This window comes from Streptomyces sp. NPDC001380, assembly GCF_042895785.1.
Taxonomy (GTDB): Bacteria; Actinomycetota; Actinomycetes; order Streptomycetales; family Streptomycetaceae; genus Peterkaempfera.
This window is the reverse complement of sequence record NZ_JBIAWP010000019.1, coordinates 91,463-106,754: the sequence shown is the minus strand read 5'-3', so window position 1 is coordinate 106,754 and position 15,292 is coordinate 91,463. Positions and strand designations below refer to the sequence as shown.

At 72.0% G+C, this 15,292-nt stretch carries 14 protein-coding genes, 2 pseudogenes and 1 CRISPR repeat array; of the genes and pseudogenes, 13 read left to right on the top strand and 3 right to left on the bottom strand.

All coding sequences use genetic code 11. The annotated features are described in order from the left end of the window. The first annotated feature begins 12 nt into the window (after positions 1–12). The 4 genes from cas6 to cas2 are packed head-to-tail and all read left to right on the top strand — an operon-like array spanning position 13 to position 2,981. Entirely contained in the window at positions 13–807 is a 795-nt protein-coding gene (gene cas6, locus ACFY07_RS22085; RefSeq protein ID WP_390870855.1) for a CRISPR system precrRNA processing endoribonuclease RAMP protein Cas6, read from the top strand. Beyond that, positions 800–2,287 carry a CRISPR-associated endonuclease Cas1 gene (gene cas1, locus ACFY07_RS22080; RefSeq protein WP_390870853.1) on the top strand — a complete coding sequence of 496 codons (1,488 nt, stop codon included), beginning with the start codon at positions 800–802 and terminating at the stop codon, positions 2,285–2,287. The genes cas6 and cas1 (ACFY07_RS22080) overlap by 8 nt, the downstream gene beginning before the upstream one ends. Beyond that, positions 2,253–2,681 carry a CRISPR-associated endonuclease Cas1 gene (gene cas1 / locus ACFY07_RS22075; protein ID WP_390870899.1) on the top strand — a complete coding sequence of 143 codons (429 nt, stop codon included), beginning with the start codon at positions 2,253–2,255 and terminating at the stop codon, positions 2,679–2,681. Before cas1 (ACFY07_RS22080) ends, cas1 (ACFY07_RS22075) begins: the two co-directional genes overlap by 35 nt. A 6-nt stretch (positions 2,682–2,687) precedes the next feature. Further along, positions 2,688–2,981, top strand: coding sequence for a CRISPR-associated endonuclease Cas2 (gene cas2 / locus ACFY07_RS22070; protein WP_390870851.1), 294 nt, complete (start codon positions 2,688–2,690; stop codon positions 2,979–2,981). A gap of 273 nt (positions 2,982–3,254) precedes the next feature. Continuing rightward, positions 3,255–3,510: direct repeats of the CRISPR family, unit length 37 nt; unit sequence GTGCGCAGCACCTTCAAAGCCCGTAGGGCATAGAAAC. 180 nt (positions 3,511–3,690) lie between these two features. On the opposite strand, the gene ACFY07_RS22065 is transcribed toward cas2, so the two are convergent. Both ACFY07_RS22065 and ACFY07_RS22060 read right to left on the bottom strand, forming a co-directional pair. Beyond that, positions 3,691–3,960, bottom strand: a complete 270-nt coding sequence (locus tag ACFY07_RS22065) for a hypothetical protein (RefSeq protein ID WP_390870849.1) — start codon at positions 3,958–3,960, stop codon at positions 3,691–3,693. A 33-nt stretch (positions 3,961–3,993) separates the two neighbouring features. Next, a pseudogene (locus ACFY07_RS22060) lies at positions 3,994–5,372 on the bottom strand (IS1380 family transposase). A 454-nt stretch (positions 5,373–5,826) separates the two neighbouring features. On the opposite strand from ACFY07_RS22060, the gene ACFY07_RS22055 reads away from it, so the two are divergent. The 9 genes and pseudogenes from ACFY07_RS22055 to ACFY07_RS22015 all read left to right on the top strand — a co-directional run bounded on the left by ACFY07_RS22055 (position 5,827) and on the right by ACFY07_RS22015 (position 14,084). Next, positions 5,827–5,982: a hypothetical protein gene (locus ACFY07_RS22055; RefSeq protein WP_390870847.1), complete on the top strand. Its 156-nt coding sequence runs from the start codon at positions 5,827–5,829 to the stop codon at positions 5,980–5,982. A gap of 9 nt (positions 5,983–5,991) precedes the next feature. Next, positions 5,992–6,516, top strand: a pseudogene (locus tag ACFY07_RS22050) (transposase); the annotation flags it as partial. A gap of 319 nt (positions 6,517–6,835) precedes the next feature. Then, positions 6,836–7,039: a hypothetical protein gene (locus tag ACFY07_RS22045; RefSeq protein ID WP_390870903.1), complete on the top strand. Its 204-nt coding sequence runs from the start codon at positions 6,836–6,838 to the stop codon at positions 7,037–7,039. 258 nt (positions 7,040–7,297) lie between these two features. Beyond that, positions 7,298–7,672, top strand: a complete 375-nt coding sequence (locus ACFY07_RS22040; protein WP_390870845.1) for a helix-turn-helix domain-containing protein — start codon at positions 7,298–7,300, stop codon at positions 7,670–7,672. A gap of 1,416 nt (positions 7,673–9,088) precedes the next feature. Further along, complete coding sequence (locus tag ACFY07_RS22035; RefSeq protein ID WP_390870843.1) at positions 9,089–9,685, top strand: hypothetical protein; 597 nt, start codon at positions 9,089–9,091, stop codon at positions 9,683–9,685. A gap of 100 nt (positions 9,686–9,785) precedes the next feature. Continuing rightward, positions 9,786–10,631 (top strand): hypothetical protein, encoded by an 846-nt coding sequence (locus ACFY07_RS22030; RefSeq protein WP_390870841.1) that lies wholly within the window; start codon positions 9,786–9,788, stop codon positions 10,629–10,631. 320 nt (positions 10,632–10,951) lie between these two features. Continuing rightward, positions 10,952–11,878 (top strand): hypothetical protein, encoded by a 927-nt coding sequence (locus ACFY07_RS22025; protein ID WP_390870839.1) that lies wholly within the window; start codon positions 10,952–10,954, stop codon positions 11,876–11,878. A 605-nt stretch (positions 11,879–12,483) separates the two neighbouring features. Beyond that, complete coding sequence (locus ACFY07_RS22020; protein ID WP_390870837.1) at positions 12,484–13,539, top strand: NucA/NucB deoxyribonuclease domain-containing protein; 1,056 nt, start codon at positions 12,484–12,486, stop codon at positions 13,537–13,539. Between the two features lie 17 nt (positions 13,540–13,556). Beyond that, complete coding sequence (locus ACFY07_RS22015; protein ID WP_390870836.1) at positions 13,557–14,084, top strand: hypothetical protein; 528 nt, start codon at positions 13,557–13,559, stop codon at positions 14,082–14,084. Positions 14,085–14,550: 466 nt separating this feature from the next. On the opposite strand, the gene ACFY07_RS22010 is transcribed toward ACFY07_RS22015, so the two are convergent. Continuing rightward, positions 14,551–15,141, bottom strand: a complete 591-nt coding sequence (locus tag ACFY07_RS22010) for a DUF6368 family protein (RefSeq protein WP_390870834.1) — start codon at positions 15,139–15,141, stop codon at positions 14,551–14,553. Positions 15,142–15,292: the final 151 nt, after the last annotated feature.

Genomic DNA, 15,292 nt, shown 5'->3' with positions numbered 1-15,292 from the left:
GAGGAGGCACCGATGCCCGCCCGCTGGACCCTCCGCCTGCACACCCCCTCGCCCACCCGTCCGGCCACCCCGGCCCAGCTCCACGGCCTGGCCTGCGCCCTCCTCGAGGGCGCAGGCGCCGACCACGCCGCACAGCACAAGCCCTTCGCCGTCTCCCCTCTGCTGGGCGCCGACCCCAGCGCCGGCGAGACGGAGCTGTGCCTGGGGTGGCTGGACGACTCCCGCGCCCCCGACCTCGAGGTCCTCACCGGCCACCGGCTGCGACTCGGGAGCCAGTTCCTCACCGTCCGGCACGCCCGGGTCGAGGCCGCGCCCTACGAGGTGCTGCTCGCCGCGCCGCCGGCCCGCCACGCCGAGATGGCCTTCCTCACCCCGGCCTTCTTCAGCCGGGCCGGACGCTGGATCCCGCTGCCGGACCCGGAGCTGCTCTACCGCGGTCTGCTGCGGAGGTGGAACGCCCACAGCGGCACCCCCGTCCACCCCCAGACGGAGGAGGAGCTGCTCGCCACGGTCGTGCTCACCGGGCACGACGTGGCCAGCGCATCCGTCGACCTCGGCCCCGGCCGCCGGACCGGCTTCACCGGGACCGCCTCCTTCAGCCTCCTGGGCCACGCAGGCCATGACACGGCCGACGCCTTCGCCGCCCTCACGCGCTTCGCCGCCGTCGCCGGCGTCGGCGGCCAGACCACCCACGGACAGGGCTACGTCCGCACCGCCCTGACCACTGCCCGGCCCCGGATGTCCGGCCCCCGGCCCGTGCCGCAGCGGCGGGGCGCCCCACGGCGGGAGGAGGCCGTCCGTGGGTGAGCTGCTGCACCGGGCCGCCGCCGAGGACAGACTCGCTGCGGCCTGGGCGGAGGTCCGGGAGAACGACCTCGCGGACGGCGAGAAGAGCCGCCAGGTCGCCGCGTTCGAACGCGGCGTCCTGCGCCGCCTCGCCGAGCTGGGCGGGCAGCTGCGCGCAGGCGCGTACGAGCCGTCCCCCGTGACCGCCCTGGAGGTCCCCAAACCCTCCGGCGGCACCCGCCTGCTCGCGGTGCCCCAGGTGGCCGACCGCGTCGTGGAGCGGGCCGTCCTCGAGGTGGTCGAGCCGTACGTCGACCCCGTCCTGCTCCCCTGGAGCTACGCCTACCGCAGAGGGCTGGGCGTCCGCGACGCCGTCCACGCGCTGGCCGAGGCCCGCGACGCAGGCTGTGCGTGGGCGGTCCGGGCCGACATCCGCGACTGCTTCGAGGACATCCCGCGCCGGCCCGTCCTGACCCGCCTGCGGGAACTGGTCCCGGACGACGAACTGTGCGCGGTCGTCCGGCGCCTGGTCGAACGCCCCGCCGTCGGGCCGGCCGCCGACCGGGTCCGCACCGGAAAGGGCCTTCACCAGGGCAGTGCCCTGTCGCCCGTCCTGACCAACCTGTACCTGGACTCCTTCGACCGCGCCCTGCTCGCCGCCGGCCACACCGCCCTGCGGTACGCCGACGACATAGCAGTACCCGTGGCCTCCCGAAGCACCGGCGAGGAGGTCCTCGCACACGCGGCAGAGGCACTGCACGGTCTGGGGCTGCGGCTGAACGAGGCCAAGTCGCGCATCACGTCCTTCGACGAAGGCGTGGAGTTCCTCGGCCGCACCCTGGGCCCGCGCGACGGCCTGCGCGGGGAGGAGCTCGCCCATCCCTTGGAGGGCACCGTCCACGTCACCGAGCCCGGCGCCCTGTTGCGGACCCGCGGCGACCGCCTGCGTGTCGTGAAGGGCGAGCAGGTCCTGCTGAACCTCAGCCTCCGACGGGTGCGGCAGGTCGTCTGCACCGGACGCATCGGCATGAGCACCCCGTTCCTGCACCGCGCCCTCGAGCACGGCGTGGACGTCGTCCTGCTGGACGACCTCGGCCGCTACCGCGGCCGACTGGCCGGAACCGCCGGCAGCCACGTGGAACGCCGGGCCGCGCAGCACCGCACCACCGACGAGCCCGACCGAGCCCTGCGACTGGCCCGCGCCTTCGTCACCGGCAAGATCACCAACATGCGCACCGGGCTGCTCCGCGCCGCCCGCCGCACCTCACCCATCGACGCTGCACCCGCGGCAGCCCGCATGCTCGCCGCCCGCGCCGATGCCGCCCGGGCAGCCACTCGTGCCGAACTGATGGGCTGCGAAGGCGCTGCCTCCCGCGACTACTTCGCCTGCCTCGGCGTCATCCTCGGCGAGGCATGGGGCTTCACCCACCGGCAGCGCCGCCCGCCGCCGGACCCGGTCCAACGCACTGCTGTCCTTCGGCTACACCGTCCTGACCAATGAAGCCGTCACCGCCTGCGAGATCGCCTGCCTGGACCCCCAGGTCGGTTTCCTCCACGGCCTGCACCGCGGCCGCCCCAGCCTGGCGCTGGACCTGATCGAGGAGTTCCGCCCCCTCGTCGTCGACTCCACCGTCATCCGCCTCCTGGCCACAGACCAGCTCTCCGCCGCCGACTTCACCTACGACGAGGCGGAGAACGGCCGGGGCTGCCGCATGACCGATGCCGCCCGCAGAACCTTCCTCACCGCCTACGAACGCCGCATGCTCACCCTGGCCCACCACCCCTGGGCCGGCCGCAAGGCCTCCTACCGCTCCGCCCTCACCGTCCAGGCCCGGCTGGTCGCCGCCGTCCTCGACGGCCGCGAGGACACCTACACACCCCTCGCCTGGCGGTGACGCGACATGCCGCATCAGCATCATCTGTTCCTGGTCACCTATGACATCGCCGACGACCGCCGCCGGGAGGAAGTCTCCGACCTCCTCTCCGGCCACGGGCCCCGCGTCCAGTACAGCGTCTTCGAGGTCGCCCTGCCCTCCAAGGCCGCCACCGCCCGCCTGCGCACCGCCCTGAAGAAGCTGATCGACCCAGAGGAGGACCAGATCCGTATTTACCCCCTCCGGGTCCCTGACCTCAACGAGATCACCGTTCTCGGCAACCGCCGCCTTGAGGAACGCGCCGACTTCTGGATCGTGTGATGACCGCCACATCGTTTGCCCTCTGGACCCGCACGCCGAGCCCGCACCGGCTCCGAGCAGCACGGATATGCACACGCCCCGATCGCCTGGGCCATGTACAGGATCACTACGACTCGCCCGAAGACCACCTTGGTGCGCGCGCACCGTTCTCGCACGTCAACCGCATGATCACCTCAGATGTGACCTGCGCCACAGGCTTTCACGCCGACTCGGCGCCAGGACCGCGCAACGATCTTCATCGGTGCTGTTCAGCACCTCTCCAAATGCGATAGGGTGCGCAGCACCTTCAAAGCCCGTAGGGCATAGAAACCGCCTTGATGTCAGCGATCTCTCCCTCGAGGTTGCGCACATGTGCGCAGCACCTTCAAAGCCCGTAGGGCATAGAAACATGTACTCGTCGGTCAGACCGACCGCCAGTGCGCTGTGCGCAGCACCTTCAAAGCCCGTAGGGCATAGAAACTTCGCCAGCTTGGGCTGGATCTGGGTCTTCAGGTGCGCAGCACCTTCAAAGCCCGTAGAGCATAGAAACACCGGAACGACAAGCAGGCTCTCCCAGAAATATTTTTCTTAATCCTCAAAGTCCAGCAAGAAATAAAAAAGGCATCCCATTGCGACTTCCGCGCAATTTTTGAGACCATTGAGCAACTCTGTCGGGGATCTTGAGGTTCCAAGGACAAGGCTGCTGCTGGATTTGAATGTGTGATGTCGGTCAGCCGTCCAAGATCAGGCGGGTCTCGGCGAAGCGGGCGTCGACGAGATGCGGGCGGTACTGGATCTGTTTGAGCCTGCGCTTGACGATGCGGGTGAGCTGGGCGAGGTCGGCGGCGGCGAGGTGGCCCAGACCGCGCTTAGCCTCGATCTTTCGTGACGGTCCGCCGGGTTTCTCGGCGGGCCGTTTCGGCTTGCCGGGTCGGTGGTGGGCAGGCTGATGGCCCGACTGTCGGGTCGGGTGGGCGCCGGGTTCCACGGCTCTGGTCACGGGTGGCTCGTCGGGACAGGTCGTTCTCGATGGTCAGTCTGGGTTCGGGAGGGCCTGCAGGCGCTCGAACGCGCCTGTGATCACGTCGGTCCAGGGCCAGTGCCGGGCCAGGCGGAGCCAGTGGCGGCGGCCGGTGGTGACGAGCCGGGCCGCGGCGGAGAACAGCCGAAGCCGCAGGCGCTTGGGCTCCCAGCACCGGGCGGGCCCGTCCAGGGCGAGCATCGGCATCCAGGCCAGCAGGTCCAGGGCGAGCTGCACGACCTCCAGCCAGATCCGGTTCTGGGCGGCGTCGTGCAGGGGCAGGTTGCGCAGTCCGGTGGCCCTGGCGGCGCGGATGCGGTCCTCGACCCGAGCTCGTCGACGGTGCCGCAGCTCCAAGGTGGCGATCGGAGTGCCGGTGGTGTTGGTGGCGAAGCAGGTCAGGCGCATGCCGTCGGCGTCGGTGAAGCGCAACTGCGCTCCCGGGTGCGGCCGTTCCTTGCGCACGATCAGCCGTATGCCCGACGGCCAGCCCTTCAGGACGTCGCCGGTGAGCTCGGCGACTCAGGCGCCGTCGCGGACCTGGCCGTCGGGCTCGCCCGCCGGGGTCCAGGCCGAAGCCGGCACCGGCAGAACAGCCTGGTGGACCTGCTCGGTGATCGTCATGCCCACCGAGTAGGACAGCCGGCGCCGACGGGCGGCGAGCCACAGTCCACGAACGCGTGGGTGTCGCCGCCGGAGTCCGTGCGGATGAGGGTCCGCCGTCCGCGTCGGTAGGTCTGCGGTAGCTGGGACAGCGCGAGGCGGGCGGCCTCGATGTGGTCGGCGGCGGTGTTGCTGCCCGCGTTCCCGGGCCGCAGCAGAGCGGCGACCGGCTCCCCGGACCCGGCCGGGCCGTGGTCGACGAACGTCATGAGCGGATGGTGGCCGTAGGTCTTCTTTCAGGTTGCGGCCGCGTGCTCCTTGTCGGAGTGCGCGATGACGAGCACCCCGTCGATGTCCACGGTCACCTGCCCGTCCGCGTCGGGGGCCGCCTGCCCGGCCAGCCTCCAGACCCGTTCTCGGACCTCGGCCCGCGCCCGGCGGATCGCCGCGAGCGCACGGGGGCCGACCGCGGCCAGCGTGCCGATGAGGCGGGAGACGGTCGGATCTGAGGCGACCGAGCCGAACACACCCGGCTCAGCCCGCAGCACGCCGACATCGGCCAGGCAGTCCCCGCCCAGCGCCACCGCGAGGGCGACATCCAGCAGGATCTTGCCCGGATCGTGCACCGCCCTGGGCTTGCGCCACGGCGCGAGCGCCTCGGACATCGCGGCATCGAGTCCGGACCTGCGGGCCGTCTCCACCAGCAGCACCCCGCCGGCCTGGGAAACCACCCCGCAACCGCCATCCGAGACACGCACACGCGGGTACGACCCACTGCGCTGACTCACCTGGGAAGTGCCTTCGACCATGGCAGGAACGAGGACCTCGACAATCCTCATTCTTGCTGGTCAGGGGCACTTTCTGCTTTCCTGGCCACCCCTCGGACAGCCCGCTTCATGAAAGCGCGAGGTTAACGTGGGACCACACGCCCTCTCAGCCCGAATCCACCGGTCAGTGACTGCGGCGGGTCAGGGATGATGCAAAGAGGTGCTCGCTGAGCAGGGAGGATGGGAGTTCTCTACGCTTCCGTCCGCCCGACCGGCAAGGCGCCTCGTATATGAAATCCTCCCACAGCCCCGCGATGGTCTCCGCCGCGTTCGGCGAGCCGAACCTGATAGCGGACGCCGGTCTCGTGCGCTGGTCCGACTCGCCGAGCGGTGCGACCTGCCCGGGCTGGCCGTCCGCACAGTCCGGATCGGCGGCGCGGCCAACGGCGCCGGGGCCCATCCCGCCGCGAAGGTGATGAGCCTGGTCGCGGCGATGTGCGCCGGGGACAGCTCCATCGACGACACCGACCGGCTGCGGTACGGCGCCCTGCACCGGCTCCTCACCGGAGTGCGGGCACCCTCCACGCTGTGCACCTTCCTGCGGGCCTTCACCCACGGCCACAGCCGCTAACTCCACGCGGTGCAGCGCGAGTTCCTGCCCCGGCTCGCCCGGCACACCCCGCTGCTGCCCGGCGCCGAAAGGGTGGAGTTCCTCGACGTCGACCCCACGCACCGAAGGGTCTACGGCCGCGCGAAGCAGGGCGCGGAGGTCGGCCGGTTCAAGGGACAACGCACCCTGCACCCGATCCTGGCCACCCTGTCCACCCCGCTGGCCGGACCGGTGATCGCAGCGGTCCGGCTGCGGCGGGGCAAGGCCGCCGACGTCCGCGGCGCGGAATCGTTCACCGCCGACGCCCTGGCCGCCGCCCGCCGGGCCGGCGCGAGCGGCACGGTGGTCGTCAGCGCGGACAGCCGCTTCTGCAACGCCGACGTCGCCGCCGCCTGCCGCCGGGCAGGAGTCCGCTTCTCCCTGACCGTGGAGATGAACCCGCATGTCGCCGCCACCATCGGCGCGATGCCCGAGGACGCATGGACCGCAATCCGCCACCCGAATGCGTTCGTGGACCCCGGCACCGGCGAGCTGGTCTCCGACGCCGAGGTCGCCGAGAACCGGTACACCGCCTTCACCGGCCGGAAGAAGGCCGAACAGGTCACCGCACGCCTGATCGTGCGCCGGGTCCGGCGCCTGCACACCCAGGCCGCCTCCGGGCAGGGCGAGCTGTTCACAGCCTGGAGCTACCACCCGGTCTTCACCGACAGCCCCTTCGAGACGCTCCAGGCCGAGCTGCAGCACCGCCGCCACGCGGTGGTCGAGCTGGGGTACCCCCTCTGGGGGAGTCATCGCGGACGGCAAGTCCGGGCCGCTGGCCCACCTGCCCTGCGGCGACTTCCAGGCCAACGCGGCCTGGCTGACCCTGTAGGCCATGGCGTTCAACCTGCTGTGGGCCGCCGGCACCCTGGCCGGCCCCTTCCACGCCAGGGCCACCACCGCCACCCTGCGCGCCCACCTGATCAACGTCCCGGCCCGCACCGCACGGCGCCTGGTCCTCCATCTGCCGCGGCGATGGCACGGCCGGCACGCCTTCACCGCCCTCTTCGACGCCGCCCACACACCACCCACGCGCTGAACGACCCCGGCCACCCCGCCCGGCGAAGGCCCGACCGGAGAACGACGTGGAAGAGCCGGGCAGAGCGGCGGATGCCTCACGTCCTCGGGCCGGGCCTCCTCCTCGAACCGGCGAAAAGATCAAACCGAAACCAGCCCGGTGGATCCAGGACCAGGGGGAGGCCCCGAGTCCGCACAAGCAGTCCCTACGAGCTGCGCAAGGGAGACCAGCCTTGTGCCGAGACCACCAGTACTTCTGTCCGAGAGAAAAGTCCTGATCGTGCTCTCCATCCTGGCGGGTGAGACCACGGCCGCCGAGGCCGCGCCCGCCGCTGGAGTCTCCGGCCAGGCCATCAGCAACTGGAAGCGCCGCTTCATCCAGGCTGGCCGTTCCGGCCTCGACTCCAACACCGAGCAGCAGACAAGCCGCGAGCAGCAGCTCGTCAACGAGATCGCTGCACTCACGAGCGCGCTGGGCGAGTCCTACCTCCAGTTCCAGGCGATCCGTTCCTCCCTCCGCGCCCGGACCGTTCCCGGTGCCGGCCGTCGGATGGTCCCGTCCCCTCAGTGGCGGTCCGCCATCGCAGTGCCCGCTGTCGCCGGCCCAGGGTTCCGGCCAGGCGGCCGCATCGTCTCGGGCTCACCGGCGGGGTAGCGGCCCGGCCACCGGACAGGACCGTCACGTCGGCCCACAGCCTGCGTTGCGACCGGTCGGGGCCGTCCGCCGACGGCGGGGCCTGGGTGTTCGGGCAGTCACCACGGCGCCTGAACAGCTCCCCGTGGGGTCCGCGCCGAGCGGTCCGGGTGACCGGTCGGTGTCCATGCCGAGGAGGCTGCCGGGACGCCACTCCGCGAGGTGCGTTCCCCCTCCTCGGGTCGGGATCCTGAGGGTGGGCGGGTCCCGGGTCTCCGGGAGCACACCAACGTTCCTGCCGGGCTTGGAGGCGTACACCACCGCTGCAGCCCAGCGTTGCGCTGCTGGTGGGCCCTCAGGTCCGAGGTGTTCCCGTTTCCAGCGCTCCCCCTCGCTCTCCCCCCGGTGCGTACGTGGCCAGTGCGGCCTGCCGAATGCTCCTGCCCGGGAAGGGGTTTCAACGGTGTCAGCGTTGCGGACCACCGACCGTTGAGAGCTGGGCGCGGCGTGCTCCGCCCCCGCACCCGTGGCCAGCGCCCAGGCGGCGCTGGACCCGCCCTGCCGCCTGACCTGCGTGGCCGACGCTTCGCGCCGTCCACGCACCGGTCGGGCCGCGGGCGGCCCTCCCTGGTCAGTTGCCCCCTGAACCGCGGCTGAGCACCAGGAGTGGATCCGGGAGCGGTCCATGAGTGCAGCGGGAGCCTCCGAGCACGGTCACCGGGCTGTGGCAGGACGGTACGACCAGGCAGAACGATGGGCCAGCAACCAGGGCAGGGTCAGCCCCTCGGACGTTCAGGGCATGCAGAACAAACGGCAGGGTCCCCCGGCCACGCACGGAGGCCCGCCACGCCCCTTGATGTTTCCGTCACGGCCTTCGCCGCTGCCGGGACCCAGCACCGCTGGTGCTGCCTACGGTCCGCCGTCCGGGCCGCGCCAGCACGGAAACGCCGCACGTCGGAGCACGCGAAGCGCGATCAGCCACCGGCGTTCCGCCCTGCCGGCCGCACAGCTGCAGCGCGTCCAGAAGCCCATCCGGGGGCCAGAGTCGGGAGCCGAGGAGACACGGTGTCGTTACCCCGAAGAGTCGTTCTTTGTGGTATCGCGCGCGCACGCATGCGCGCGCGTCCTCATCCTATGAGAGGGCGATCCTGCGAAAACGGCGCTGACCTGCGGTAACGCGAAGTCGTTTGTTCTGCGGTTGACAGAACAAACGGGGGGTCGTTTGTTCTGCGTACTAGAAACAAACGGGGGCCGGGCGGGAGGTCGCCGAGGCCATCCGTACCCGGGACGGCAGCGCTCCGACACTCATTCCATCGTTCTGCTCATACAGAACAACTTGATTAACCCTGTGATAGCGTCCCGAGCATTGGGTTCAAGATCAGGGGAGATGTCCGAATGGCAGCACCACCGCCGCAGCCGGGCCGGGACCAGAGGGTCGTGACCTCACTGGACCGCGACGGCAACATGGTCGTGCGCATCGAGAACACGCTCGGTCGGGAGATGGCCTCCGGCCCCGACACCCTCGGTGAGCACGTCGAGGGCTACGTGATCGACGCACGGGTGATGTTCGAGGTCCTCGGCAGCGCGAAGTCGATGCCGAAGGAGTGGTTCATGGTCTGGTGCAAGGTGATCTCCTTGCAGCGCCTCGGCAGCCGGAGCACGAGCGTCCGCGGCTTCGTGAAGACCACCCAGCGCGATCTGCAGAAGCGCTGCGGCCTCAGCCTGGCGAGCGTCAACGAGGCGATGCAGTACTTCTCCTCGCTGCCGTGGATCCGCCCCGTGAAGCGCGGCCTCTACCAGACCAACCCGTTCCTCACGGTCGCCGGCAGCTCCGGCGAGCACGAGGAGTGGCAGAACGAATGGCGGGCCGCCGCAGGGGACAGCTTCCTGCTGCCCGGACCGGGGCACGCGGGTGAGTGGCGCGAGGCGCGCAAGGCGGCGAAGAAGCCGCTCACCGCCCCGAACGTCGTGCCGCTGACCCCGCCGCGGAAGGCTCCGGCCCCGCGGAGGACCAAGCGGGCGGCGCAGGCCTGAAAAGGTTCGGGCCGGCCGTTGTCCGACGGCCGGCCCGAACCTCTTGGGTTCAGCCCTTAGGCTACCAGTACACCCATCACCCGCCCCTGGAGAGCGAGCGATGACTACCGACTCCGTTCCACCCATCCCGTCCGACCGGCCGGTGACGCTGCCCCGCGAGGCGTGCGAGCTGCTGGCGCTGGTCGACTTCACCACCTCCGGTCGGCGTGTACTCGACATCCTGCTCTCCCGGCACTCCCCCGCCGACGGAACCGTGGTGATCAGCAAGCGGGAGCTGACCTCCGCGCTGGGCGCCACGCTGCCCGCGGTGAACCGGGGACTGCGCGAGCTCACCCTCACCGGCGTCGTCCGCCAGGTCGAGGGCGAACGCGGACGCTACCTGCTCCACCCTCTGCTCACGGGGGCGGCCGCCGACCGGCCCGAGGCCGGCGCCGAGGGGATCCGTGCCATCGACCCGGACGCCTTCAAGGAGCAGCGCCGCCGGCGTTACGACCTGGCCGTGGGAGCGGCCCGGCCGGCCGGCGGCGCCCCGTACGTGCCGCCGATCCCCACCGACGAACCGGTGAACGTCCCGCGGGAGGTGTGCGAGCTGCTCGCCCTGGTGGACCTCACCGCCACCGGCCGGCGCGTGCTCGACGTCCTGCTCTCCCGCTACGCGCCCGAGGACGGGACGGCAGGCATCACCCAGCGGGAGATGGCCGCGGCCCTGGGCGCCGCGTTCCCGGCCGTGAACCGCGGCTTCCGGGAACTCGCGCAGACCGGGCTCGCCTGGGGGGTCAAGGGCGGCCGCGGCGTCTACCAGCTCCACCCGCTGCTCACCGGCGGTGCCGTCTCCTCGCCGGTGATGGCCTGCCCCGTGATCCAGGCCGTGGACCCCGACTCGTTCAGCGCGCAGCGCCGCCTGCGCTACGCCACGCAGATCGCGAGCCTGCCGAACACCGCGTGACCTGTGCGCCGGAGACCATGGGATGAATCCGTTTGTTCTGCGAGCGCAGAACAAACGCGACCGAGGAGCACCCCGCCGCTGCACCCGTCGTGCCCCGCGCCGCCACGGCGCGGGGCACTGTGCTTCTGCACCCGCCGACAGGACCTTCTGCACCCGGGTCGTCCCCGGCCGCAGGGCACCGTGGTGCGCCGGTCACCGGGGCGGCCCCCGCAGGAGGAGGACCGGTGGTGAGGCAGCCCGGAGGACGGGCCGGGAGCACCGGGCTCCGAGCCACCAGTAGCGTTCGACCCCGACGTGCGGGGGCCGACCGGGAGGGTGCAGTGGGGGACGGGATCCGGACGGACCGGGCATGGAGCCTGCCGAAGGCGGACCTCCTGGCAGGCCGCAGGGCCCTGTGGTGGACCGCAGGCCCCGACGGCGAACTCGCGGTGATGCTCGTCCATCGGCGCCGGCTGCGGCGCTCCGGCACCAAGGGGTGGGTGGGGTCCCGCCCCAGGCCGCCGTTCGACGCCCTCCTCGTCACGGTCACCGACCAGGGGGAGCGTCGCGTCGCGCTTCCCGCCCTGCAGAATGCCCCCACCCACCTCGCCCTGCTCCCGGACCGCCGCCTGCTCCTCGTCGTCAGCCGTTCCTTCAAGGAGGCGACGACCGGCTCCTGGCAGCGGAACGCCACGGTGCTCGACCCCTCCGGGAAGCTGCTCGACACCTTCTGCATCGGGGACGACATCACCGCTCTGACGACCGACCCCGGCGGCCGCATCTGGACCGTGTACGGGGACGAGGGCATCTACGGCGACAATCCGGTGAGCTGGAAGGGCATGGCCGGGTGGGACAGCGCCGGCCGCGCCGTCTGGAGCCCCGAGGGCAGGCTGCCCGCCCTGCCCCTCGGCGGCTGGACGGCGGCCACCGAGGGGGAGGACGTCTGGCTGGCCTGGTACCCGGGAGGCAGCCCCGGGACGGTTCTGACCAGGATCACCCCGTCCACCGGCGAGACGGCCAACCTGCTCTCCCCCGTCCGCAACCCCGACGGCCTCGCCGTCCGGGGCAACCGCGCGGTGCTCACGGTCCGCGACCACAACCGCCGGTCGGTGGAGGTGGTCCGGGCCGAGCTGGAGGGCACGGACTGGACCGTCACGGACCGCCGCAGGCTCCGCACCCCGGGCCGCGTCGTCCTGCACTGCGGCCAGGGACGCGACGGCGTCCTGTGGCTGCGCGCCGGCCACACCTGGCTCCGCATCCGCGCATGACGGCGGACCGGGCGGGGCGCCTCGGCGGTGGGGTGGACCGCGGGGGGGTGTTTACGACGTAAACACCCCCCACACCCCGTCCGGTGCCATGCTCCTGCGCTCCGGAAGGCTTCCCCCCTTGGCAGAGTGCCGACGGAGACCGACCGGGCGTCTGCAGCCGGCCTGCTCCGCGCCGGGGGTGTTTACGACGTAAACACCTCTGCTCCTCACCGAGGACTGCCCGGCCGCTTCGACACCGCCCCCAGGGACGTCGCAGTGCTGGGGACCCACCACCTACGAGGGCCGCTCTGCCCAACCCAACGGGGGCGGGAACCGAGGACGCTCCGGAGACCTCCGGCAGCCGACAGCACACGGCAGACCTGTGATCGCAACCGTTTCGCGACGGATGAGAGCTATGCCTCACCGGGCGGGAAGGCGGATGACCGTATCGCGCGTGCGTTCTATGGTCGACTGGCCGTCAGGGGAACGGCGGCACCGGACCTGCGGGTCCGGCACACAGCGTTGCCCGGAGACCGCCGCTCGCGGCGGACCGGGACGGGGGAACGCTCGCACCGTCGCGGACAGCCGCACGCCGGCCTCCGGCAGCGCCCAGGGAAACGGGGACCATGGGCATCCACCGCAGGATCGTCACGACCATAGCCGCGACCGGCTCCGCACTCGCACTGCTGCTGTCACCGGCGCTGCCCGCCCAGGCCGCCGGTGCCGGAGCGGGCGGGGGAGCGCTGACCGTCACCGGGGCGGGCGTCCCGGCGCTGACCCCCACCAGCGGGACCGCCGCCGCTGCCGTCGCGCAGGCGTCCGCCCTGCCGTGCCGGCCGGGCGTGAACAAGTTCAACCGCACCCAGGTGTGCATGGTCTTCGACCGCACCGTGAACGTGGTGCGCAACGGCCGCACCGAGGGCACGCTGCGGTTCCGGGTGGTCCAGGCGATGCAGCTCAACGTCAAGAGCCGCACCTTCACCGAGACCGTCACCCTCAAGGGCCTCGCCGCGGTGGGGAACACCGGCGGCATCACCGCCACCCTCGCCGTCTCGTGCGGGGGCACCTGCAGGGCGGCCAACCACTTCCCCCAGGGACGGATCCTCGGCGCCCGCAGCACCATCCAGGGCAACGTCACCTACACCGACAGCACCACGACCCAGCACACCGCCGCCAACCTCTACCAGCTGACCCTGACCAAGCCGGGCTACACCCGTGGCGGCGGCAGCTGGAACTCCCTCGCCCACCGCTGCGACGCCAGCAGGGCCTTCGGCAGGCAGGGTGCCGGCTGCGTCCTTCCCTCCTACACGCCCTTCCTGCTGACGATGAAGCCCCTTCCGGGCATCGCGGCCAACATCCGCCGCATCCAGAACGCCGGACCCCACCACTACGGCCGCTACGCCGCCAGCGGCGGCCACCCGCTGCACCGCACCACGAGCAGCGCCCTGGAGCGGGCCAACCGCACCACGGCCTGCCCCGGCAACCGTCCCCGCCCGACGGGCAAGTCCTGCGACGAGTACCCTTTCGCCAAGACCAGGGAGGGCGCGTCCAGGACCACCAGGCCCGACTGGGGCTGGGCCTGGGTCCCCAACACCGAGCAGAACCAGCAGGGCGGCCGCATCAACGCCTTCTTCATGGCCAACCGCGTCCTGGACGGTGACGCCTTCTGGGTCGTGGTCTGACGATCGAGGGAGCAGCGGTGGCACCCGTGACGGCGCTCGTGTCCGTCTCCGACAACCAGTACTGGATCCACGGCGACACCTTCGACGTCGGTGACTGGGGGTACACCGGCTTCAACGGGCTCGTCGCACCCCTGGCCCTGCCTGGCGTGCCCAGGGAGCCAGGCGAGTTCGCGGTGGTGATGACCGGCACCGGGACCGGCCTGGTCCGACTCACCCTCGACGTCGCCGACCGCGACCCGGGCCCGCCCGACCTCGACGCCTGGGATGAGGTCGTGGAGGTCAGCCTGGATGTGCCGGGCGGCGTGCCGGGTGTGTCCACCGGTGTCGAGGACGACGAGTCCCACCTGCTGCCCGACCTGCCCACCGGAGCCGGACCGCTGCGGCTGCGGGTCCACGCCCGCGGCCGCGACCGGGGCCAGGAGGAGCTCGTCGTCGACGGCGAACCCGTGGAGGAGCACCTCATCCAGGTCTGGCCGGCCCCCGCCGCCCCCACCGCGGTCCGCAAGACCGGCGACGCCTACGGAGCCGGCTTCCGCACCCCGTGAGACACCGCCGGCCCGGGGCCGGTCCCCGCCCCGACATGCGGGCTCGGGACCGGCCCTTCGGTCCTGGCGGCAAGCGGGCCTCGCGGTCCCCGGGTCAGCGCCGAGTCCAGCCCGGTGCAGGCAGGGACTGCCGGCAGGGCCGGTCGCTCTCGCCGGAGCGGATGGTGCGTCACGCCCGAGGCGTCCGGGACCCACCGGCCCCGGGACGTCCCCGTGGTGCAGGGAGCCAGGATCTCCTCGGCCTCGTCCAGCGGTAGATCCGGCGCCCCGGCACGCTGCCGTCCGAGGCCACCCGAATCGTCCAGCGCCCGGCTGCCGGCCGGGACGGCGGCTCGGCCAGGGTGTTTACGCCGTAAACACCCTGGCGCCGGCCGCGCCGATCGGTACGGCCGGCGTCGGCAGGCCCGTACCGCCGGCTGATCCGTCCGTCGTCGTGTCGCCGTTCCCGCCGGCTTGAGGGCCTGCGCTACGTGACCAGGCGGAAGGCGGGGTGGTCCAGCCAAGCCGCCAGGAAGTCCGCATCACCGATGTGCCGGAACCGGCGCCCACCGGCTCCCATGCCGTACGAGACCTCCGCGGTCCTGCCCGGGAGGGGCGACACCAGTGCCCTCGCCTCGGCCAGGCCCGTCCCGTCCGCCGCCCCCTGGCCCGGGGCGGTGCAGCCCAGGACACCGTCGAAGTCGACCAGGGCCCCGAGACGGCGGGCGAGGGCGAAGGCCAGGCGACCGAGGAACGCATGGTTCACCGGACCCGAGCAGAAGGCGCCGAGGACCAGCCCCGACGCGGACACGCAAGGCCCGGGCAGAGGAGAGAGGGCCGACCAGTCCTCGTCCTCCGCGGCCGCGCAGCCGTCGTCCTCCAGGAAGAACGGACCGGCGCCGGCGGGGTCCGGGGTGCGCGGGCCGAGGGCCGTCCCGTCCCGCACGCGGAAGGACAGGCCGTCCGCCTCGGCCGCGACCGCCGTGCAGAAGGCGTCCAGCCACGGTCGCACATCGGCCAGGACGTCCTCGAAGGCGCGCGCCTCCAGGAACCGCAGCCCCACCACCGGTCCCGACAAGACCCCTCCTCGCAGAACTGACCCGGCGCCACCCAGGGAGCGACCTTCCCAGGCATCGTGCGGCGCGCCCGTGGGACGCCGGGACACGCTCCGCCCCGCCGGCGTCCTCGCACGCCAACTCCCGCCCACGGCAAGGCTTCCCGGGGCGGTG

Coding starts and splice junctions, on each gene's coding strand:
- cas6 (WP_390870855.1), top strand. CDS start 13: ATGCCCGCCCGCTGGACCCTCCGCCTGCACACCCCCTCGCCCACCCGT.
- cas2 (WP_390870851.1), top strand. CDS start 2,688: ATGCCGCATCAGCATCATCTGTTCCTGGTCACCTATGACATCGCCGAC.
- ACFY07_RS22055 (WP_390870847.1), top strand. CDS start 5,827: ATGAGCCTGGTCGCGGCGATGTGCGCCGGGGACAGCTCCATCGACGAC.
- ACFY07_RS22045 (WP_390870903.1), top strand. CDS start 6,836: ATGGCGTTCAACCTGCTGTGGGCCGCCGGCACCCTGGCCGGCCCCTTC.
- ACFY07_RS22030 (WP_390870841.1), top strand. CDS start 9,786: ATGACTACCGACTCCGTTCCACCCATCCCGTCCGACCGGCCGGTGACG.
- ACFY07_RS22020 (WP_390870837.1), top strand. CDS start 12,484: ATGGGCATCCACCGCAGGATCGTCACGACCATAGCCGCGACCGGCTCC.